The sequence below is a fragment of the Massilia sp. Se16.2.3 genome (assembly GCF_014171595.1).
GTDB lineage: Bacteria > Pseudomonadota > Gammaproteobacteria > Burkholderiales > Burkholderiaceae_D > Telluria.
Map to the genome: position 1 here is coordinate 355,402 of NZ_CP050451.1, position 21,225 is coordinate 376,626.

Annotated in this window: 19 protein-coding genes and 2 pseudogenes; 9 read left to right on the forward strand and 12 right to left on the reverse strand. The window is 63.1% G+C overall.

Features of this window, described 5'->3' with window-relative positions:
• The first annotated feature begins 1 nt into the window (after window position 1).
• The 3 genes from G4G31_RS01695 to thpR all read left to right on the forward strand — a co-directional run bounded on the left by G4G31_RS01695 (window position 2) and on the right by thpR (window position 1,832).
• A complete protein-coding gene (locus tag G4G31_RS01695; RefSeq protein WP_182990029.1) occupies window positions 2–349 on the forward strand; it encodes a DMT family protein in 348 nt (115 codons plus the stop codon).
• Window positions 350–423: 74 nt separating this feature from the next.
• A complete protein-coding gene (panB, locus tag G4G31_RS01700; protein ID WP_182990030.1) occupies window positions 424–1,284 on the forward strand; it encodes a 3-methyl-2-oxobutanoate hydroxymethyltransferase in 861 nt (286 codons plus the stop codon).
• An 11-nt stretch (window positions 1,285–1,295) separates the two neighbouring features.
• Window positions 1,296–1,832, forward strand: coding sequence for an RNA 2',3'-cyclic phosphodiesterase (gene thpR, locus G4G31_RS01705; protein WP_182990031.1), 537 nt, complete (start codon window positions 1,296–1,298; stop codon window positions 1,830–1,832).
• Between the two features lie 167 nt (window positions 1,833–1,999).
• Here thpR and G4G31_RS01710 read toward each other — a convergent pair whose 3' ends face one another.
• Window positions 2,000–3,337 (reverse strand): glutamine synthetase family protein, encoded by a 1,338-nt coding sequence (locus tag G4G31_RS01710; protein ID WP_182990032.1) that lies wholly within the window; start codon window positions 3,335–3,337, stop codon window positions 2,000–2,002.
• Between the two features lie 199 nt (window positions 3,338–3,536).
• On the opposite strand from G4G31_RS01710, the gene G4G31_RS01715 reads away from it, so the two are divergent.
• Window positions 3,537–3,929, forward strand: coding sequence for a hypothetical protein (locus tag G4G31_RS01715; RefSeq protein ID WP_182990033.1), 393 nt, complete (start codon window positions 3,537–3,539; stop codon window positions 3,927–3,929).
• 346 nt (window positions 3,930–4,275) lie between these two features.
• On the opposite strand, the pseudogene G4G31_RS01720 reads toward G4G31_RS01715, so the two are convergent.
• Window positions 4,276–4,490, reverse strand: a pseudogene (locus tag G4G31_RS01720) (aldehyde dehydrogenase family protein); the annotation flags it as partial.
• A 215-nt stretch (window positions 4,491–4,705) separates the two neighbouring features.
• On the opposite strand from G4G31_RS01720, the gene G4G31_RS01725 reads away from it, so the two are divergent.
• Window positions 4,706–6,166 carry a sodium:solute symporter family protein gene (locus G4G31_RS01725; RefSeq protein WP_182990034.1) on the forward strand — a complete coding sequence of 487 codons (1,461 nt, stop codon included), beginning with the start codon at window positions 4,706–4,708 and terminating at the stop codon, window positions 6,164–6,166.
• A 15-nt stretch (window positions 6,167–6,181) separates the two neighbouring features.
• Window positions 6,182–6,496 carry a hypothetical protein gene (locus G4G31_RS01730; RefSeq protein ID WP_182990035.1) on the forward strand — a complete coding sequence of 105 codons (315 nt, stop codon included), beginning with the start codon at window positions 6,182–6,184 and terminating at the stop codon, window positions 6,494–6,496.
• Between the two features lie 28 nt (window positions 6,497–6,524).
• Here the strand turns inward: G4G31_RS01730 and G4G31_RS01735 are convergent, their stop codons facing one another.
• The 3 genes from G4G31_RS01735 to G4G31_RS01745 form a co-directional block, all read right to left on the reverse strand.
• Window positions 6,525–7,973 carry an aspartate aminotransferase family protein gene (locus tag G4G31_RS01735; RefSeq protein WP_182990036.1) on the reverse strand — a complete coding sequence of 483 codons (1,449 nt, stop codon included), beginning with the start codon at window positions 7,971–7,973 and terminating at the stop codon, window positions 6,525–6,527.
• A gap of 89 nt (window positions 7,974–8,062) precedes the next feature.
• Window positions 8,063–9,433, reverse strand: coding sequence for a glutamine synthetase family protein (locus tag G4G31_RS01740; RefSeq protein ID WP_182990037.1), 1,371 nt, complete (start codon window positions 9,431–9,433; stop codon window positions 8,063–8,065).
• 123 nt (window positions 9,434–9,556) lie between these two features.
• Window positions 9,557–10,315 (reverse strand): gamma-glutamyl-gamma-aminobutyrate hydrolase family protein, encoded by a 759-nt coding sequence (locus tag G4G31_RS01745; RefSeq protein WP_182990038.1) that lies wholly within the window; start codon window positions 10,313–10,315, stop codon window positions 9,557–9,559.
• A 399-nt stretch (window positions 10,316–10,714) separates the two neighbouring features.
• Here G4G31_RS01745 and G4G31_RS01750 point away from each other — a divergent pair, with 399 nt between their 5' ends.
• From G4G31_RS01750 to G4G31_RS01760, 3 genes are all read left to right on the forward strand, one after another.
• Window positions 10,715–11,569, forward strand: coding sequence for a PEP-CTERM sorting domain-containing protein (locus tag G4G31_RS01750; RefSeq protein WP_182990039.1), 855 nt, complete (start codon window positions 10,715–10,717; stop codon window positions 11,567–11,569).
• A 260-nt stretch (window positions 11,570–11,829) separates the two neighbouring features.
• The gene (locus G4G31_RS01755) at window positions 11,830–11,979 is read left to right on the forward strand and encodes a hypothetical protein (protein WP_182990040.1); all 150 of its coding nucleotides are present in this window, start codon (window positions 11,830–11,832) and stop codon (window positions 11,977–11,979) included.
• Window positions 11,980–12,035: 56 nt separating this feature from the next.
• The gene (locus tag G4G31_RS01760; RefSeq protein WP_183107849.1) at window positions 12,036–13,700 is read left to right on the forward strand and encodes a carboxylesterase/lipase family protein; all 1,665 of its coding nucleotides are present in this window, start codon (window positions 12,036–12,038) and stop codon (window positions 13,698–13,700) included.
• 88 nt (window positions 13,701–13,788) lie between these two features.
• On the opposite strand, the gene G4G31_RS01765 is transcribed toward G4G31_RS01760, so the two are convergent.
• The 7 genes and pseudogenes from G4G31_RS01765 to G4G31_RS01795 all read right to left on the reverse strand — a co-directional run bounded on the left by G4G31_RS01765 (window position 13,789) and on the right by G4G31_RS01795 (window position 21,081).
• Window positions 13,789–14,163 carry a nucleotide pyrophosphohydrolase gene (locus G4G31_RS01765; RefSeq protein ID WP_182990042.1) on the reverse strand — a complete coding sequence of 125 codons (375 nt, stop codon included), beginning with the start codon at window positions 14,161–14,163 and terminating at the stop codon, window positions 13,789–13,791.
• Window positions 14,160–14,837 (reverse strand): carbonate dehydratase, encoded by a 678-nt coding sequence (can, locus tag G4G31_RS01770; protein WP_182990043.1) that lies wholly within the window; start codon window positions 14,835–14,837, stop codon window positions 14,160–14,162. Before can ends, G4G31_RS01765 begins: the two co-directional genes overlap by 4 nt.
• 136 nt (window positions 14,838–14,973) lie before the next feature.
• A pseudogene (gene dnaJ, locus G4G31_RS01775) lies at window positions 14,974–16,102 on the reverse strand (molecular chaperone DnaJ).
• Between the two features lie 102 nt (window positions 16,103–16,204).
• Window positions 16,205–18,148: a molecular chaperone DnaK gene (dnaK, locus tag G4G31_RS01780; RefSeq protein WP_182990044.1), complete on the reverse strand. Its 1,944-nt coding sequence runs from the start codon at window positions 18,146–18,148 to the stop codon at window positions 16,205–16,207.
• A gap of 113 nt (window positions 18,149–18,261) precedes the next feature.
• Window positions 18,262–18,810, reverse strand: coding sequence for a nucleotide exchange factor GrpE (grpE, locus tag G4G31_RS01785; RefSeq protein ID WP_182990045.1), 549 nt, complete (start codon window positions 18,808–18,810; stop codon window positions 18,262–18,264).
• Between the two features lie 550 nt (window positions 18,811–19,360).
• Window positions 19,361–20,464, reverse strand: a complete 1,104-nt coding sequence (gene hemH / locus G4G31_RS01790; protein WP_182990046.1) for a ferrochelatase — start codon at window positions 20,462–20,464, stop codon at window positions 19,361–19,363.
• 188 nt (window positions 20,465–20,652) lie between these two features.
• On the reverse strand, window positions 20,653–21,081 hold the full coding sequence (locus G4G31_RS01795) for an organic hydroperoxide resistance protein (RefSeq protein ID WP_182990047.1): 429 nt from the start codon (window positions 21,079–21,081) through the stop codon (window positions 20,653–20,655).
• Window positions 21,082–21,225 lie beyond the last annotated feature (144 nt).

The following is a 21,225-nucleotide window of genomic DNA, read 5'->3' on the forward strand; positions in this document are numbered from 1 at the left end:
CATGCAGATTCCCGTTTTCTTCCAGACCGCCGGTTTGCTGGTCCTGTCGAACATCTTCATGACCTTTGCCTGGTATGGCCACCTGAAAAGCCTGAACACGCGCGCCTGGTACGTGGCGGCGCTGGTGAGCTGGGGCATCGCCCTGTTCGAATACCTGCTGCAGGTGCCGGCCAACCGCATCGGCGCCACCCAGTACAGCCTGGCCCAGCTGAAGATCATGCAGGAAGCAATCACGCTGGCCGTGTTCGTGCCTTTCGCTATGTTCTACATGAACCAGCCGTTCAAGCTCGACTACATCTGGGCGGCGCTGTGCCTGGTCGGCGCGGTGTACTTCATCTTCCGCAGCTGACAAGGCGGTTCCGGCAGGATTTCCGGCGCCGCATTACACTATTCCCTCGCATTTTCTGATTTCAAAGGATCACCATGAGCGCTTATTTGCAGGGCAAGGACATGACGGGCACCAACGCGCCGGCGGTGCCTGCCAAGCCGGTCGCCAAGGCCGTCACCATCCCCGCATTGCAGGCGATGCGCGCGGCCGGCCTGAAAATCTCCATGCTGACCTGCTACGACGCCAGCTTCGCGTCCCTGATGGACCGCTGCGGCGTCGAGATGCTGCTGGTGGGCGACTCGCTCGGCATGGTCTGCGCCGGCCATTCGTCGACGCTGCCGGTGACGCTCGACGAGATGGTCTACCACACGGCCTCGGTGGCACGCGGCAACAAGAACGCGGTGCTGGTGGCCGACCTGCCCTTCGGCAGCTACCCGACCAGGGAAACGGCGTTCGCAAGCTCGGCGGCCCTGATGCGCGCCGGTGCCCACATGGTCAAGATCGAGGGCGGCGCCTGGCTGGCCGAGATCGTCGCCTTCCTGGTCGAGCGCGGCATCCCGGTGTGCGCCCACATCGGCCTGACCCCGCAGTTCGTGCACCAGCTGGGTGGCTTCAAGGTGCAAGGTAAAACCGATGCCGGCGCCGAGCGCCTGAAAAACGACGCGCTCGCCCTGCAAGCGGCGGGCGCGGCGGTCGTGCTGCTCGAAGCGGTGCCGGCAGCGCTGGGCAAGGAAACGACGGAACTGTTGCAGGTGCCGACGATCGGCATCGGCGCAGGTCCCGACTGCTCGGGCCAGGTGCTGGTGATGCACGACATGCTGGGCGTCTTCCCCGGCCACAAGGCGAAGTTCGTGAAGAATTTCATGGAAGGGCAAACCAGCATCGAGGGCGCCGTCAGCGCCTACGTCGGCGCCGTCAGGGACGGCAGCTTCCCCGGCATCGAACACTGCTTCTGAAGGAGACCGCGATGGACAGCGCCCCCACGAGTGTTCCCACTACGCGCCTGTTCGTCGCCCTCTGGCCCGAGCCCGGCATCCGCCACGCCTTGCGCGAGCGCCGCGATGCCTGGGACTGGCCACGCGGTGCTACGCCCGTCCACCCGGAAAAACTACACGTAACGCTGCACTTCCTGGGCGGCGTGCCAACCGGACGCGTGCCGGAGCTGCGCGCCGGGCTCGCCGTTCCGTTTTCGCCGTTCACGCTGTCCCTGGGTGTGCCGAAGTTGTGGTCGCACGGCATTGCCGTGCTCGAACCGCACAGCGAACCGCCCGAATTGCTGCGGCTGCACGCCGACCTGTCGCTCGCCCTGGTCGCACTCGGCTTGCAGCCAGAGACACGCAAGTTCCGCCCCCACGTCACGTTTGCCCGTCGCGCGAATGGCGCTGTCGTGCCGTCCGAATCCGAGCCGCTCACCTGGCAGATCGACCGCTATGCGCTGGTCGAATCGAAGCCGGGCAATGGTGGCGGCTACACGGTGCTGCAGGAGTATGGCTGCATTTCGTAGCGTGGGCTCCTGAGCCCACGCGGTCGAACACGTGCACCTCGAAACATGGCAAACAACTTCCACCTGCATGCGTGGATCAATATTCTCCAGCCTTGCGAGACGCGACAGTACGTCCGCGTGGGCTCGAGAGCCCACCCTACGTATGGCGACTCATTTCCGGCCAGGCATCACACCAGCAGCATCAGATGCTCGCGCTCCCACGAGCTGATCACGCGGCTGAAGGTGGCAAATTCCAGTTCCTTCACTTCGCAGAAGGCCTGCACGAACAGCTCGCCAAGCAAGTTCGACAGCGCCGGACAGCCGCGCATGCGCAGGATCGCGTCTTCCAGGTTGCGCGGCAGGTCGTCGTGGATGTGTTCGGCGCTGTCCTGGGTCGGTTCGCCGGGCGCAAGGCCCTCGACCATGCCCAGGTAGCCGCAGCTGAGCGTAGCGGCCATGGCGAGATAGGGGTTCACGTCCACGCCCGGCACCCGGTTCTCGACGCGGCGGTTCTCGGGCGTCGAATTCGGCACGCGGATGCCGCAGGTACGGTTGTCATAGCCCCAGTGCACATTCGTCGGTGCCGACTGGAAGCGCGACAGGCGCCGGTAGGAATTCACGTGCGGAGCAAACATCAGCAAGGCCGAGGGCACGTATTTTTCCAGGCCGCCAATGAAATGGAAGAACAGGGTACTGGGCCCGCCATCCTCGTTCGTAAAAATGTTGCGGCCGCTGCGGGGGTCGACCACGCTCTGGTGCACGTGCATGGCGCTGCCGGGTTCGGTTTCCATGGGCTTGGCCATGAAGGTGGCGAAGATTCCATGGCGCATTGCCGTCTCGCGCACGGCGCGCTTGAACAGGAAGACGCGGTCGGCCAGCTCGAGCGCATCGCCATGGGCGAAATTGATTTCCATCTGGCCGGCGCCCGCTTCGTGGATCAGGGTCTCGACACCCAGCTCGTGCAGCTTGGAAAAGCTGGACAGCTCGAGAAAGAAAGGGTCGAAGTCGTTGACGGCGTCGATGGAGTACGACTGGCGCCCCAGTTCGGCCATGCCGGTGCGTCCCATCGGTGGGGTCAAGGGGACGTGCGGGTCGGTATTGCGGGCGACCAGATAGAACTCCATCTCGGGCGCCACCACCGGCCTCCAGCCGCGCTCGGCGTACAGGCGCAGCACCCGGCGCAACACCGCGCGTGGGGCGAGCTCGACCGGGCTACCGTCGAAGTTCTCGCAGTCGTGGATGACCAGCGCCACCGCCTCGGAGGCCCAGGGCACGACGCGCATCGTGGCCGCGTCCGGCACGCAGACCATGTCGGGATCGGTGGCGCCCACATACGGTAAATTGTTCGGCTGCTCGCCGTTGACGGTGTTGAGCAGCACGCTTTTCGGCAGCCGCATGTGCTCGCCGCCGAGGAACAAATCCTTGGGCAGGATCTTGCCGCGGGCGATACCGGTCATGTCGGTGATCACGCACTCGACTTCGTGGATGTGATGCTCACGCAAGAATTCGCGCATTGCCTCGTGCATGCCGTTCTCCTGCCAGGTCGGAATGGTCAATCTACCATGGCTTGAGGGAGGGGCCGCGCGCCGGCGGCCGTGGGCAGGGGCAGGCGTATCGACGGCGATCGATCTACTTGCCACGATATCAACCTCTTCTTACACTGGGCTTTTCCCGTTCGCCCCAAGCACACACCATCCAAAAAAGCTCGTTGATCGGACCAGGACCATGACCAAGGACACTGTTTATCTGTACGCCGACGGATGCGATCTTCAGGATTCGGAAGCGGCGCTGACGGCTGCGTTCGCTAAGCTGGCCAGCCAATGCGCTCAGCCTTCCCTATTGCTGGTCAACGATAGAAAAACTGACAACGACACCGGTCATCCTGACGATTTGTCCGAATGGTCGTTGGGACTACATGTCGATGCCAATGCTTTGTCCAAAGACGACATCGACCTGCTGTTCCACTTTGCCAAAGATCTGGCAGCGCAAACAGGCCATGAATTCGTGTTTGGATTGGCTGACCGGCAGAAGAAGCTTACCGAAGACCTGTGCTTCATCAATGCAGACGCGGGCGAGAGGGAACGATTGCTGATGCTGACGGCGATTGCATGGCAATGACAGTCCTCGCTCTCAAAAATGCCCCGGTCTCACCGGCGCCATGGGCTGTGTTCGCAAGCTGGGGTCACGCAAGCTGGGGTCAGGTCTGACATTTGGACACGAGCTCAGCTAAAAACGGTGGCAGTCCTTGTTCATTCGCAAACTGGGGTCAGGTCTGACATTTGGACACGAGCTCAGCTAAAAACGGTGGCAGTCCTTGTTCAAGAGTGAGCCATGGATAATGCGTTTCCCCCACAGCAGGGTGTAGCGTGGAATAACTGCTGAGGCCGTGTCCGAATGTCAGACCTGACCCCAGCAGTACGCCTCAGCAGTACGCCTGCCCGAGCCGGTTTTGCGCCAGGGCGGCTCAGCCACCCTGAATCCAGGTCGTCTTCAGCTCGGTATATTTATCGAAGGCATGCAGCGGCTTGTCGCGCCCGTTGCCTGACTGTTCATAGCCGTCGAAGGGTACGGTGAGATCGTCGTTGTCTACTGGTTGACGTGGACTGTGCCAGCACGCAGACCCCGTGCCGTGCGGATGGCGCGGCTCAGGTTGGCCGTCCGGATGCCTGCCGCCAAGCCGTTAGCCCGGCGGCCGTCGATGAAAGCGCGGCCGTCGATGCACAGTGTGGCGGCAGCGTCGTGCCATTGTGTTGTTGGCATGCCAGTGTTCCTCCCATATTGAGTAAAAAACACGACAAAAAGCAGGAGCGATGCGATCCAGAAGCGAACTTATGCCGCTATAATCGCCGATTTTCCGCCCGATAATATCTGCCCCTTCCGGAGCCTTCCACACCATGAACTACACCTTGATCACTTGCGTCGTGCTCTACCTGCTGGGCACGCTGGCGCTGGGCGTTTGGGCGGGCTCGCGCATCAAGAACACCAGCGACTTCGCCGTCGCAGGACGCAGCCTGCCCCTGGTCATGGTCATCACCACGACTTTCGCCACCTGGTTCGGCGCGGAGACCGTGATGGGCGTGCCCGCCCGCTTCGTGCAGGGCGGCCTGAACGCCGTCATCGAGGATCCGTTCGGCGCCGGCACCTGCCTGATCCTGGTCGGCCTGTTCTTCGCCACCAAACTGTATAAACTCAACCTGCTGACGATCGGCGACTATTACCGCGAGCGCTACGGCAAGGGCATCGAGATCTTCTGCTCGGTGGCGATCATCCTCAGCTACCTCGGCTGGGTCGCGGCCCAGATCACGGCGCTCGGCCTGGTGTTTTCGGTGCTGACGAATGGTGCGATGGAGCCCTGGGTGGGCATGGTGATTGGCACCCTTGCCGTGCTGATCTACGTGGTGGTCGGCGGCTTCCTGGCCGTCGCCCTGACCGACTTCATCCAGATGATCGTGCTCGTCATCGGCATGTCGATCATCGCCTTTTTTGCTGCCGACCTGGCCGGCGGCGCCGACAAGGTGCTCGGCATGGCCCAGCAGGCGAATTTGTGGCGCCTGCTGCCGGAGCCAAGTTTTAACAGCATCATCTTCTTCATCGGCGCGGCCATCACGATGATGTTCGGCAGCATTCCGCAGCAGGACGTGTTCCAGCGGGTGATGTCGGCCAAGGATGCACCGACGGCGCGTACCGGTGCCGTGATCGGCGGCGCCAGCTACATCCTGTTCGGCTTCGTGCCGATGTTCATCGTCGCCGCGGCCGTCGTCGTCATGGGCGACCATGCCCTCGACATCGCCAAGAACGATTACCAGCGCCTGCTGCCGACCTTCGTGATGACGAAAATGCCGCTGGTAATGCAGATCCTGTTCTTCGGCGCCCTGCTGTCGGCGATCAAGAGCACTTCGTCGGCCACCCTGCTCGCGCCGTCGACCAGTTTTACCGAAAACATCCTCAAAAACCTCCGTCCGGGCATGAGCGACAAGCAGCAGCTGCTGGCGATGCGCATTACCATCGTCGTCTTCGCCACGCTGGTGCTGATTTACGCGATTGCGATGGAAGGCACATCGATCTATGAGCTGGTGTCCTCGGCCTATCAGGTGACCCTGGTTGCGGCCTTCGTGCCGCTGGTCATGGGCCTGTACTGGAAGCGCGCCACCACCCAGGGTGCGATCGTCTCGATCGCCGCCGGCATGGTCGTCTGGATCCTGTTCTTCCCGCAGCTGTCGTCACTGGGCGAACACTTCCCGGGCCAGCTGGCCGGTTTGCTGGCGGCGTTTGCCGGCATGTTTATTGGTTCGCTGGCACCGCAGGTGTTCAAGAACCGGACCGAGCCGACGAAACATATCGCGGCGAATGTGTGAGCGGCAGGATCGGCCATGATGACTGGTCCGGGCGATCAACACTCTTTCGGTAGCCGCGTCATACAGATTAGCCTGAACGACGTAAGGAATGTGTTTCAGGACGTCCTGCATCACCGCATGACGAGGGAAGCCGCCGACCGCTGGGCGTACTCGATCATGCAGGCGTCAGAAGGAAAGTCGCTGGAATATGTACCGCCCAGTGAGCAGGACCGGATATGGGCTGGCGTCATGTTTCTCTTGGGTGCTGACTTGCAAGAATCACCTGGCCAGTACTTGTTCAGTGACGAAGCTATCCACGACTGTATGCTGAAGGCGTGCGGCGACGCCTGAAGCCTCACCGCGTTCGCCTAAACATCCGCTACATCCATCCTCGTGCACGCACATCGGCCTGCGTCAAATCCAGGCACGCCCAAATCCGCGCCGCCATCGCATCGATCTCCGATTTCGTCATCACCAGCGGCGGCGCCACGATCATCCTGTCGCCCACGGCGCGCATGATCACCCCCTGCTCGAACATGTGACCTCGGCACAGCATGCCGACATGCAGCGCGCGCTCGAAGGGCATGCAGTCGTGCAGCGTCGGCCCCTTTTCCCTGACCAGGTTCAGGCCCGCCACCATGCCGCAGCTGTCGGCGTAACCCACCAGCGGGTGCTGCGCGAGCTTGCTGAAGGCCGCCGCCAGGTGCGGCCCGGTTTCCAGCGCCACCTTTTCTATCAACCGCTCCTCGCGCAGGATGCGCAGGTTCGCCAGCGCCGCCGCGCAGGCCACCGGATGGCCGGAATACGTAAAACCGTGATTGAAGTCGCCGCCCTTTTCGATCAGCGCATGGGCCACACGCTCGCCGACCAGCACGCCGCCCAGTGGCACGTAGCCGGAGGTGACGCCCTTGGCAAAGCTGATCAGGTCGGGTTGAAAACCCATCAGTTCGCAGCCGAACCAGGTTCCCAGTCGCCCGAAGCCGCAGATCACTTCGTCGGCGACGAGCAGGATGCCGTACTTGTCGCAGATGCGCTGCACTTCCGGCCAGTAGGTCGCGGGCGGAATGATGACGCCGCCCGCGCCCTGCACCGGTTCGCCGATGAAGGCGGCGACGTTCTCCGGGCCGACGGCGAGGATTTCTTCTTCCAGCCAGCCCGCCGCCAGCAAACCGAAGGCGTTCTCGCTCATGCCCTGGCCGTGTTCGCCGTAATGGGGCTGGCCGATGTGGCGGATGCCCGGGACCGGCAACCCGCCCTGGGCATGCATGCCAGCCATGCCGCCCAATGAGGCCCCGGCCAGCGTGCTGCCGTGGTAGGCGTTGTGGCGACTGATGATGACCTGGCGATCCGGCTGGCCGAGGATGTCCCAGTAGCGCCGCACCATGCGCACGACGGTGTCGTTTGCCTCGGAGCCGGAGCCGGTGAAGAACACGTGGGAAAACCGCGGCGGGGCGAGCGCCACCAGTTCGGCCGCCAGCTGCACGGCCGGAACATTGGTCGTGTTGAAGAAGCTGTTATAGAAAGGCAGGGTTTCCATCTGCCGGTAGACGGCTTCGGAAATGGCCGTGCGCCCGTAGCCGGCGTTCACGCACCAGAGGCCCGACATGCCGTCGATGATCTGGCGGCCGTCGGAGTCCCATAGATACACGCCTTGCCCGCGCACGATCACGCGCGCACCCTTGTCACGCAAGGCCGCGTGGTCGGTGAAGGGATGCAGGAAGTGGGCCGCATCGAGTTGTTGAAGGGCACGCGTGTCGAAGGTTTCTGCTTCGGGCACGCGCAAGGAGGCCAAGCTGGCGGCAATCACCGCCGTGTCATCGGTTGCCATGATGGCACCTCGTTTTTAGTGTGGAGATCCCTGGTTCTGCTGCGGTGCTGCGGTGCTGCGGTGCTTCCGTGCTTCGGTAAAAAACCTGTTCAGACGTGCAGCAGCAGGTGTTCGCGTTCCCACGGGCTGATGACGGTCATGAATTCCTGGTGTTCGAGCTCCTTGATCGCGGAATACACGTCGATGAAGCGCTGGCCCAGCACCTCGCGCACGCGTTCCTCGGCGCGCAGCAGGGTCAATGCCTCGGGCAGGCCCTGGGGCAGTTCGACCGGCATGTTGTAGGCGCTGCCTTCGACAATGGGCGACGGTTCGATCGCATGCACCATGCCGAGGTAGCCGCAGGCCAGCGTGACGGCCAGCGCCAGATACGGATTGGCGTCGGCGCCGATGATGCGGTTCTCGACGCGGCGGTCTTGCGCGCCGGAGACGGGGACGCGGAAGCCCACGGTGCGGTTGTCGATTCCCCACTGCAGGTTGATCGGGGCGGCCGTGTGGCGCACGATGCGGCGGTAGGAATTCACATAGGGGGCGACGATCGCCATCGCCGACGGCATGTAGCGCTGCAGGCCGCCGACGTAATGGTGGAACAGCGCCGACGCGGTCCCGTCGGCGTTACTGAAGATGTTCTGGCCGGTTTCGGCATCGACCACGCTCTGGTGCACGTGCATGGCCGAGCCCGGTTCGCCCGCCATCGGCTTGGCCATGAAGGTGGCGTACATGTCGTGCTTCAGGGCCGCTTCGCGCAGCGTGCGCTTGAAATAGAAGACTTTATCGGCCAGGCCCAGCGGGTCGCCGTGCTGGAAATTGATTTCCATCTGGCCGGCGCCGATCTCGTGGATCAGGGTGTCGACGTCGAGGTTCATCAGGTCGCAATAATCGTAGATGTCCTCGAACAGCGGGTCGAACTCGTTAACCGCGTCGATGCTGTAGACCTGGCGGCTGGTTTCGGCGCGGCCGCTGCGGCCGATCGGCGAGGCCAGCGGCAAGTCGGGGTCGATGTTCTTGGCCGTCAGGTAGAACTCCAGTTCCGGCGCCACCAGCGGCTTCCAGCCCTTTTGCTGGTAGAGCTTGAGCACACGGCGCAGCACCGTGCGCGGGGCGAAATCGACCAGCTCGCCATTGGCGAAATAGCAGTCGTGAATCACCTGCGCGGTAGGATCGACCGCCCACGGCACCATCGTGATGGTGGTGGGGTCGGCCTTCAGGATCATGTCGCGGTCGGTGCTGGAAATGGCGCGGTCGTAGGCATCGTCGCGGGTGGGCGAGTTGCCGGTGACGGTCATGCCGAGCACGGCTTCCGGCAGGCGCATGCCGCGCTCTTCGGTGAATTTCACGCGCGGCAGGATCTTGCCTCTGGCAACGCCGGTCAGGTCGGGGACCAGGCATTCGATTTCAGTGACGCGCTTGGCATTGAGCCAGTCGTCCATGTCGTTGTAAGAAAAATTCTCGCGGATTGCCATGTTTGCCTCTCGTTCTGTTCAGTCTTCGCAGGCGCGCATTGATGCGCCCTGCACGGGTGCGGAGAGAACGAGGCAGCTAGGGGACGGCGCCAACCGCCCACATGCGGGATGTGTCCCGGGCAGTCATGTGTTTCCCGATTTCTTGGCTCGGTAATCGCGGCAAGCCTGGCCGAAGGCACCGAACATCTTCATGGAATACGGATTGTGCGTGATGCGCCATTCGGGATGCCATTGCACTGCCAGCGTGAAGCCGGGTGCGGCGGCGACCGAAAAGGCTTCCACCAGGCCATCCTCGGCGGTGGCTTCGACCACCAGGCCGGGCGCCAGTTCGGCAACCCCCTGCCCGTGCAGCGAATTGACGGGAATTTCGTCGGCGCCGACGATCTCGCGCAGCTTGCCGCCCGGGGTCAGCATCACCTTGTGGGCGTCGCCGTATTGCTCGTCCATGCCAAGCTCGGGTTTTTCGCGGTGGTCGAACTTGCCTTCGACCAGTTGCACCGCCTGGTGCAGGGTGCCACCGAGGGCCACGTTCATCTCCTGGAAACCGCGGCAGATCGCAATGATCGGAATGCCGCGCCCGACCGCCGCCCGGATCAGTGGCAGGGTCGTTTCGTCGCGCGCCCGGTCCTGGGGCAGCGAGGGGTCGAGCACTTCTTCGGAGTAATAGCTGGGGTGAACATTCGACGCCGAACCGGTCAGCATGATCCCATGGCACAGCTGCAGCATCGTCTCCAGGTCGAGCGCCGGCCCGAGCGAGGGCAGGATCATGGGAGCGCAGTCGGCGCCGAGGACAACGGCGTCGACATATTTGTGCTGGGCAGCGTGATACGGATGTTCGCCGAAATCACGCGTGCAGGCTGGAACGATGACGATGGGGCGCATGGAAACTCTACCTTGTCGTGGGCGCACTGAGACCATCATACGAGCTATCTGGTCCGAGCGCGAGTGGCCATTAATCCAGATCAAACACTCAGCGTTTATGTCACACGCATGGCGCCGATCTGCTACTCAATCCGCGGTTTCATGGCAAAAGCTTATCGGTAACGCGCCGACCATGCCAACACGAATAGGCTGGGCAATACGGCTGCCGCGCATCGCCGCAGCGGGTGGCCGCCTGCCGCTGAAGCTGGAGGCTTCCTGTCGAAAAATTTTACATGTGCAGTAGCTGTTGATCCGGCACAAACTATAAGTACTTGAAGGAAATGACTATTTCTTTTATGGCATGATAATTGCTTATACTAAATCAGAGCGTATGTCCGCGACAATAATCAATGTAAGCCCATGAACGTCCTGAAAAAAATCATCACTTCCGCAGTCCTCACCCTTGGCATCACGGGCGCCGCCCACGCAACCTTCCTGTCGGGCGCCTACATCACGACCGGCGATCCCTACAACTTCACGCTGCAATTTGCGCAACAGGCCAATACCCGGATCGAGTCGGCCAAACTGTCCCTGTATTTTTCCGATCCGATCGATTACTGGTTCAAGACGAGCGAAACGCTGACGGTCAAGCTCGACAACACGGTGGCCGGCATCATCCGCAACGTCGACGCCGACGGCGACAAATACGTGTTCAACGTCCTGCCTTCGCTGCTGAGCGACGGCAAGCTGAAGGTGTCCCTGAGCCTGGGCTGCACGACCGACTACGCCTGCGTCTGCATCGGCCAGGATGTCTGGCTGAACGACGTGCTGCTGGCAATCAGCCGGGTCTCGACGGTACCGACCGTGCCTGTCAAGCCGGTCACTCCGGCGACCCCGGCGACCCCGGCAAACCCTGGCAGCACGACGCCGGTCACGCCGCCTGCACCGACCACGCCACCGATCGTGACGCTGCCGCTGCCGCCGACGGCGATCGATCCAGCCGTACCGAAGGTGCCAACCGAGCCGGCGCCTGCCGACACCACCCCGCCGCTCGTCACCCTGCCGCTGCCGGTCACGCCGTTCGAGCCGTCCCTGCCGAACGTGCCGACCATGCCTGACCAGCCGGCCGTGCCAAGCCAGCCAGGCATTCCGGCCGACCTGCCGACCGAGCACGCCGGCAACCCGGCCGCACCGGTCGACGTGCCGGAGCCAGGCACCCTGCTGAGCCTGGGCCTCGGCCTGCTGGGCCTGGCCGCCGTGCGCCGTCGCACCTGATTCGGTACTCCAGTCGCCATACCGGGCGCCTCGTGCGCCCGGCACAGTCTCTTTCGCCCTTCCCCACCCTCGCGCTACGCTTCCTTTCGGCCTGCGCACGGGCGGCCGCTACGCGCCGCCATGCCCGCTCCCGCCAACATGCGCGGATTGCCCGGGTTGTCAAGACCGCCCGTACGCCAACCATCTCCTGCCTCGACGCCAGCGCAGTACCCAGTCCGACCTGGCACTTGTGTCTGTTCCTCGCCGTTCAATTACCCGCTATGATCGATCCGGCAAGATCGATCGGCCTGCCGTTCGCCCGCGACAGCACCACGCTGACCGGAATTCCCTCCGGCAGCCGGCGCACATGCACGCACGGCCCGGCCGCCGTTCTCGACCATCACATGAACAATCCAGGAGACACGCAGTGAAAATGGAAGCGTCAACACACGCGCAGCGGATCAGGCTATCGCTGGCATCGGGCATCATGCTGCTGCTCGCCGGTTGCGGCGGTTCGGACTCGGGGCCGCAGCGCGCCCTGGACGTCGTCCAGACTGCCGGCGGCGAGGTCAAGGCCGTCGACCGCCTCGGCATGCGCAGCTACTTTGCCATTCCCTTCGCCGCGCCACCGGTGGGCGAATTGCGCTGGAAAGCGCCGGCGCCGGCGCAGAAATGGACCACGGCGCTGGCGAACACCAGGTCGGCGGCACCCTGCCTGCAGACCAGTGCCAGCCCGTTCCGCCTGGGCGGCGACAGCGAGGATTGCCTGTATCTCGACGTGCACGCGCCGACCGGAGCGGGCCCCTTCCCGGTCATGGTCAACCTGCATGGCGGCGCCTTCAATACGGGCGGCACGATGGTGTATGCCGACCCGTCGCCGCTCGTCAGCAAGGGCGTGATCGTGGTCAATGTGGCCTACCGGCTCGGCGCGATGGGCTTTCTCGCGCACCCGGCGCTGGCCAGTGAGGGCGCCGCGGGCAATTACGGCATCATGGACCAGCAGGCGGCATTGAAGTGGGTGCAGGAGAACATCACGGCTTTTGCCGGCGACAAGAACAACGTGACGATCTTCGGCGAGTCGGCCGGCGGTTTCAGCGTGATGACCCATCTCGCTTCGCCCGGTTCGCGCGGCCTGTTCAGCAAGGCGATGGTGCAGAGCGGGAACTACGGCAACGACCGCCAGCTGAGCGCCGCGCAGATGGGCGCTACCAGCAGCACCATCGTCGACAGCGCGATCAATGCAGCAAGGACGGCCGGCATCACCGGCATCGGCTGCGATCCCGGCGCGGTGAGTGCGGCCTGCCTGCGCAGCCTGCCCGATCCGGTCATCCGCATCTACCTGGCCAATGCCATCAGCACTGCCCTGCCGATCATGGTGCCCTCGGTGGACGGCAAGGTCTTGCCGAAATCGGTCAAGGCGACCTTCCTCGCCGGCGAAAACACCAAGGTACCGCTGGTGAACGGCACCAACCAGGACGAATACGCGCTCTACATCGCCATCAACGAGGCCGGCCGCCGGGCAGCCGCCACGCCGCCCAACTTCGATCCAGCCAACACCAGCTTCGCCCTCCCGGCCGCCGGCTATGCGCCGACCGTGGCGGCCCTGACGGCGGGCAGCGGCGCCAACGTCAACGACATCGTCACGAAGTTCTATCCGTTGGCCAACTTCGGCACGAATCCGGCCATCCAGCCGAGCCTGGCGGCGTCCAGCATGGCAACGGACCTGGGCTTCTCCTGCCCGGCCCTGCGTACCTCTCAGCGCGCCGCCGCCCAGGGGAGTCCGGTCTGGATGTACGAATTCCGCGACCAGACGGCGCTACCCACGGTCGGCATGGCCAACGGCAGCTATTACCTCAGCTTCCCGCAGGGCGCCGCCCACTCCTACGACCTGCAATACCTGTACAACATGGGCGACCTGGGCAACGAGGAACGGCGCCAGCTGCAAACAGCGATGACGCGCTACTGGACCAACTTCGCCAGGACCGGCAACCCGAACAGCGGCGGCGAGGCACCGGCGGCCTGGCCGGCATTTACGGGACCGGACAAGGTATTGGGGCTGGACGTGGCTTCAGGCGGGGGAATCGCGCAGGTGAGCAACTTCGACGCGGCCCACCAGTGTTCGGCGGCGTGGGGCAGCATCGTCGCTTTTTAACGGCAGGAGCACGCGGGTGATCGAGGCCGGAAGCCTCGATCGCCCCGCGGGGCTGGGACTGGAAGGTGTGGCTGCGCAAGGACGCGCTTCAGGCGTCCTTGTACTCGTGGTACTTGCGCGCGTCGCCGCGCACCTTGTCGGCCGGGTATTTGGCGCGATTCAAGACCATTTTCTCTTCGACCGCCGCCATCAGGTCGACATCGAGTTTATCGGCCAGGCGAACCAGGTAGACCAGCACGTCGGCCATCTCGTGCCGTACTTCGATCAATTTGTTGGCACCGAGCTCCTCGGCGCGGCCGTTCTGCAGCCACTGGAAGTGTTCCAGCAGCTCGGCCGCTTCCACCGACAGGGCCGAGGCCAGGTTCTTCGGCGTGTGGAACTGGTCCCAGTCGCGCTCGTCGACGAACTCGCGCACGAGCGCGCGCAGGCGGGCCAGTTCGCCCTGCCCCGCGTCAGTGTTCACCCTGCTTCCCCGTTGCCGCGGTAGCCGCTCAACACCACCTCGAGCTTCGGCGCGATTTCCTCGAAGCTGCTGACCGTGATGCCGAGGTCGCGCAGGCGGCCGTCGTGCACGCCGTAGACCCAGCTGTGGATGGTCAGCGGCTGGCCGCGTTCCCAGGCGTCGCGCACGATGGTCGTGTGGGCGACATTGATGACCTGCTCGGCTACGTTGAGTTCCACCAGGCGGTTGGTGGCGGCCTGGCCCGCCACGTTGCCGAGATAACGGCCGTGCTTGTCGCGCACGTCGCGCACGTGACCGAGCCAGTTGTCGGCCAGTCCCACGCGGGTATCCGTCAGCGCCGCATGCACGCCGCCGCAGCCATAGTGACCGCAGATGATGATGTGCTTGACCTTCAGCACGTCGACGGCGAACTGCATCACGGACAGGCAGTTCAGGTCCGAATGCACGACCACGTTGGCGATATTCCGGTGGACGAACAGCTCACCCGGCGCCATGCCGACCAGTTCGTTGGCCGGCACGCGGCTGTCCGAGCAACCGATCCACAGGTATTCCGGGGCTTGCTGCGAAGCGAGGTCTTTGAAGAAATTCGGATCCTCTTCGACCATCGACGCCGCCCAGGCGCGGTTGCGTTCGAACAGGTCGGCGGCGGTCAGGCCGGTCGGGGTCTTTGCCATCTGGTTCTCCCTGCTGTGGACGACACTCGCAGCATCGTCCGTGGTTTTCTTGAGTGTCCGGCATTGTAAACCGAACAATTTAACGGCGAAAAAAAACCGCCGAGGGCGCGTGCCGCTCGGCGGTGAGTAGTCAGCTTTACTCGAAGAAGTCTTTTACTTTATCCATCCAGCCCTTGCTCTGCGGGCTGTGCTTGGCGCCACCTTCCACCGTCAGGCGGTCGAATTCGCGCAGCAGGTCTTTCTGCTTGTCGGTCAGCTTGACCGGGGTTTCGACGATCACGTGGCAGAACAGGTCGCCCGAGTAGCCCGAACGCACGCCCTTGATGCCCTTGCCCTTCAGGCGGAAGGTTTTACCGGTCTGCGTGCCTTCGGGCACCGTGAACGAGACCTTGCCGATCAGGGTCGGCACCTCGATTTCGCCACCCAGGGCCGCCTTCGAGAACGAGATCGGCATTTCGCAATGCAGGTCGTCGCCTTCGCGCTGGAACACGGCGTGCGGCTTGATGTGGATTTCCACGTACAGGTCGCCCGACGGGCCGCCATTCGTGCCCGGCTCGCCGTTGCCGGTCGAGCGGATGCGCATGCCGTTGTCGATACCGGCCGGGATCTTCACTTCCAGCGTCTTGTTGCGCTTGATGCGGCCGGCGCCGCTGCACGATGGGCACGGTTCCGGGATCATCTTGCCGCTGCCGTGGCACTTCGGGCAGGTCTGCTGGATGCTGAAGAAGCCCTGCTGCATGCGCACCTGGCCGTGACCGTGGCAGGTGGTGCAGGTGACGGGTTGCGTACCCGGCTTGGCACCGCTGCCGTGGCAGGTGTCGCACTTGTCCCAGCTCGGCACGCGGATGGTGGTATCGAAGCCGTTGGCAGCCTGTTCGAGCGTGATCTCGAGGTTGTAGCGCAGGTCGGCACCGCGGTAGACCTGGGGTCCGCCGCCGCCGCGGACCGCCACGGCCGCCGCCGAAGATGTCGCCGAAGATGTCGCCCGGGTCGCCGAATCCACCGGCGCCGAAACCGCCGCCACCGCCGCCCATGTTCGGATCGACGCCGGCGTGACCATAGCGGTCATAGGCCTCGCGCTTTTCCGGATTGGTCAGCATCTCGTAGGCTTCCTTGACCTCCTTGAACTTCTCTTCCGCTTCCTTGTTGTCCGGGTTGCGGTCAGGGTGGTACTTCATCGCCAGCTTGCGATAAGACTTCTTGATCTCGTCTTCCGACGCACCCTTTGCGACCCCAAGGATCTCGTAAAAATCACGCTTTGCCATTTGGCACCTTGCTGTTATCTACTGAACGTACTGTCTGAGCAAAAAAACCGAGCCGCGAACCCTGGTGGTCACATCGGCTCGGCCATTTTTACGCGTTACGAATTACTTCGCGTCTTTCACTTCCTTGAAGTCGGCGTCGACGACATCGTCGGCTTTCGCCGAGTCGCCGCCACCGGCCTGCTGGCCCGCGCCGGCGGCGGCATCAGCACCCCCCTGCTGCGCCTGCATGTCGGCGTACATCTTCTCGCCCAGCTTCTGCGCAGCGGTCGACAGTGCCGCGACCTTGGCGTCGATGTCGGCCTTGTCGCCCGACTTGATCGAGCCTTCCAGGTCGGTGATCGCCGCTTCGATCTTTTCCTTCTCGCCGGCGTCGAGCTTGTCGCCGTATTCGGTCAGCGACTTGCGGGTCGAGTGCACCAGCGCGTCGGCCTGGTTGCGCGACTCGGCCAGTTCCTTGACCTTCTTGTCTTCCTCGGCATTGAGCTCGGCGTCCTTCACCATCTTCTGGATTTCCTCTTCGGTCAGACCCGAATTGGCCTTGATGGTGATCTTGTTTTCCTTGCCGGTGGCCTTGTCTTTCGCGCCCACGTGCAGGATGCCGTTGGCGTCGATGTCGAAGGTCACTTCGATCTGCGGGGTGCCGCGTGGTGCCGGCGGGATGCCTTCGAGGTTGAATTCGCCCAGGCCCTTGTTACCCGCCGCGATTTCACGCTCGCCCTGGTAGACCTTGATGGTGACGGCCGGCTGGTTGTCGTCGGCGGTCGAGAACACCTGCGAGAACTTGGTCGGGATCGTGGTGTTCTTGTGGATCATCTTGGTCATCACGCCGCCCAGGGTTTCGATACCCAGCGACAGCGGCGTCACGTCCAGCAGCAGCAGGTCCTTGCGGTCGCCCGACAGCACCGAGCCCTGGATCGCCGCGCCCACTGCCACGGCTTCGTCCGGGTTCACGTCGCGGCGTGGCTCCTTGCCGAAGAATTCCTTGACCTTTTCCAGCACCTTCGGCATGCGGGTCATGCCGCCGACCAGGATGATGTCGTCGATGTCCGAGACCTTCACGCCGGCATCCTTGATGGCGGTGCGGCATGGCTCGATCGTCTTGTTGATCAGTTCCTCGACCAGCGACTCCAGCTTGGCGCGGGTGATCTTGAGGTTCAGGTGGACCGGCGCGCCGTTCGCCATGGCGATGTACGGCTCGTTGATTTCGGTCTGCTGCGACGACGACAGTTCGATCTTCGCGCGCTCGGCCGAGGCCTTGATGCGCTGCAGGGCGATCGCGTCCTTCGACAGGTCCAGGCCGTTGATCTTGCGGAACTCGTCGATGATGTAGTCGATGATGCGCTGGTCGAAGTCTTCGCCGCCGAGGAAGGTGTCGCCGTTGGTCGACAGCACTTCGAACTGCTTTTCGCCGTCCACATCCGCGATCTCGATGATGGACACGTCGAAGGTGCCGCCGCCGAGGTCATACACGGCGATCTTGCGGTCGCCCTTGTCGGTCTTGTCCAGGCCGAAAGCCAGCGCGGCCGCGGTCGGTTCGTTGATGATGCGCTTGACGTCCAGGCCCGCGATGCGGCCGGCGTCCTTGGTTGCCTGGCGCTGCGAGTCGTTGAAGTAGGCCGGCACGGTGATGACGGCTTCGGTGACTTCTTCGCCGAGGTAGTCTTCGGCGGTCTTCTTCATCTTGCGCAGGACTTCAGCCGAGATTTGCGGCGGAGCCAGTTTCTTGTCGCGCACACCGACCCACGCATCGCCGTTGTCGGCTTTGGCGATCTGGTACGGCATCAAGGAGATGTCTTTCTGGACTTCCTTTTCGTCGTACTTGCGGCCGATCAGGCGCTTGACGGCGAACAGGGTGTTTTTCGGGTTGGTGACGGCCTGGCGCTTGGCAGGCGCGCCAACGAGGATCTCGCCATCTTCCTGGTACGCGATGATCGACGGCGTGGTGCGCGCGCCTTCGGCGTTCTCGATCACCTTAGGCTGGCCGTTTTCCATGATCGCGACGCAGGAGTTGGTGGTTCCCAGGTCGATACCGATAATTTTGCCCATGATTTATTTTCCTTTTAATACTGAAATATTTGAATGATTCGGATATTGGGAAAAAATGCGTGCTTTCAAGGGGCCGGCCATCCTAGTTTTGCCGGGCAGCACATTCATTTTTCTTATTTCGGCTGTGCCGCCGTCACGATGGCCGGACGCAGCAGGCGGTCGGCGATCATGTAGCCCTTCTGCAGCACGGTGACCACGGTATTGGCTTCCTGGTCGGCCGGGACCACCGCTACGGCCTGGTGCTTCATCGGATCGAGCTTGTCGCCTGGCTGCGGCATCACTTCGACCAGGCGATTCTTCTCGAACGCGGTGGTGAGCTGCTTGAGCGTCATCTCGACGCCTTCCTTGATCGACTCGACGGTCGGCGCTTCGACCTTCAGCGCCATTTCCAGGCTGTCGCGTACCGGCACCATGGCCTCGGCGAAGCTTTCGATGGCGAATTTATGGGCCTTGCTGACGTCGTCCTGGGCGCGGCGGCGGATGTTTTCGCCTTCGGCCTTGGCACGCATGAAAGCGTCGTGCATCTCAGCCAGCTTCGCTTCGGTCGCGCTCAGCTGTTCTTCCAGGCTCGGTTCGCCATTTGCTGGAGCGGCCTGTTCGGCTGCGGGTGCGGCGTCGCCTTCCGGCTGCTTCATCACCTCTGGATTTTCTTGGTCTTGCATCGAAAAAACTCCTGAAATCAAAGACTTGGCTGAATAATTGGACAAATGATGCTTGTCGTACAGCGCCGCATATGGGGCGATCTCCTACATTTTCAAGGGGAATTGTGCATCTGTTAGCAGAAAGACTGACAACATTTGTTACAACAGTTACCGATGAGCTGATTCTTTCCCGAGGCGGAAGTCCTACCATATGTTCCAGACGCACGTTGACGTCGGAACAAGAAAAGCCAGGGCCAGGGAGAGCATCATGAAATTGCAGTTGATCAGCAGCGCCGTCGTGGTCTACACCGCGCTTGCAGTGGCATGCATCTGCTACGCCGGTGTTTGAACACAGCGGCGAAAACGTAGCATTTTAACAGGTCACGGTGCCGCTCCGCGACCCCTGACCGGCAGACCGGGCAGCGACCGCTGCCTGGTGGTGATGGTTAGGGCTGGGTGATACGCGCTCGCCACGTCTGGCGTAGGCCGGGCGGCTGCGCCGCCCGGTGGTGATAGGTAGTATTGGATCAAATGCGATCCATGTGCTCGCCGTGGAGCATGGCCGTCTGCATCAGGCTCCCAGCCGCGCCGCGTGCTCGCGCCCCAGTTCGGCATCGCGCCGCTGCGCTTCCCGCTGCGACGGACTCATCATGGTAGGCCAGCCGATCAGGTGTTCCTCGGCAATCTCGGCCATCCCGACGATCCAGCTCGGCGACGTGTTCAGGCAAGGGATGTAGTGAAACTCCTTGCCGCCCGCCGCTTCGAAGTCGTGTTTGACTTCCATCGAGATTTCTTCCAGCGTCTCCAGGCAATCGCTGGTAAAGCCCGGGCAGATCACGTCGACCCGACCCACGCCCTCGCGCGCCAGCGCCTGCACGGTCGGCGCGGTATAGGGCTGCAGCCATTCGGCGCGGCCAAAGCGCGACTGGAAGGTGACGAGGTACTCGTCCGGACTCAGGCGCAGGCGCTCGGCCAGCAGGCGCGCGGTCTTCTGGCATTCGCAGTAATACGGGTCGCCGCGCAGCAAGGTGCGCTTGGGCACGCCATGGAAACTCATCACCAGCTTCTGGCCACGGCCGTTGGCTTCCCAGTAGTTGTCCACGCTGTCGGCCAGCGCGGCGATATAGCCGTCGTGGTCGTGGTAGTGCTTCACCAGGCGCAGTTCGGGCACGTTGCGCACATGGCGGTAGTGTTCAAACACGGCATCCCAGATCGACGCCGTCGTGGTACCGGAATACTGCGGATACGCCGGCAGGATCGCGATACGGTCGCAATTTTCCTGCTTCAATTGATCCAGCACTTCGGGCAGCGAAGGCGAGCCATAGCGCATCGCCATGCGCACCTGCACGCCCTCGTGGCCGCGCTCTTCCAGCATCTCGCCGAGGAGCTTGGCCTGCTTCTGCGTATGCACCTTCAGGGGCGATCCCTCGCGCGTCCAGATGGTCTGGTACTTTTTGGCCGAGGCCCCCGAGCGGAACGGCAGGATGATGAAGGTCAGGATGAACCACCACACCTTGCGCGGAATCTCGACCACGCGCGGGTCGGAGAGGAATTGCTTCAGGTAGCGCTTGACCGCCTTGCGCGTGGGCGCATCCGGCGTGCCGAGGTTGACGAGGACAATGGCGCTCCCGGCAATGCTGCCGTGGGTATGGGGTGGTTCTTTGCGAAAGGGCATGGGCAAACGATAGGGGCGGAGGGCCTCCATTATATGTGTGCCGCGTAGCCCCTTCGCTTCAATATTGACGTTTCGAGGCGCTGGCGCGGCCGTTCGGCAATGTTCACGCGCGCAGATGTGTCGCGCACGCCACGGCCAGTCGCGTGCGCGTGTGGTGGCAGGCAAGCTTGCCGCCACCCGGATCTGCCTCAGGTCGTGACTTTCAGGCGCACGTCGATGTTGTTGCGGGTTGCGTTCGAGTAGGGGCAGACGATGTGGGCCTTGTCGACCAGCGTCTGCAGCTGCTGCTGCTCCATGCCCGGACCGTGGACCGTGAGGTCGACTTCGATGCCGAAACCGGTCGGGATCTGGCCGATGCCGACTTCGCCGGTGATGGTCAGGTCCTCCGGCAGCTGGACCTTCTGCTGGCCGGCGACGAATTTCAGCGCGCCCAGGAAGCAGGCCGAATAGCCGGCCGCGAACAGTTGCTCGGGATTGGTGCCGGTCGCGCCATTGCCGCCCAGTTCCTTCGGCGTCGTCAATTTGACGTCGAGCACGCCATTGTCGCTGCGGGACGTGCCTTCACGGCCGCCCTGCGAGGTGGCTTTCGCGCGGTACAGGACTTTTTCGATGCTCATGCGAACCTCCTTTGTTTTGGTTGGAGAGTAATTGTGACAGATGGGTATCTTGTTCAGCGCCCGCCAGAGTGGCCCCGTGCAGCGAGGTGTCGGCTGTTATGTCTGTTTCCGCACTGAACGGTTTTTTGCCCCGTCCTATGCTGG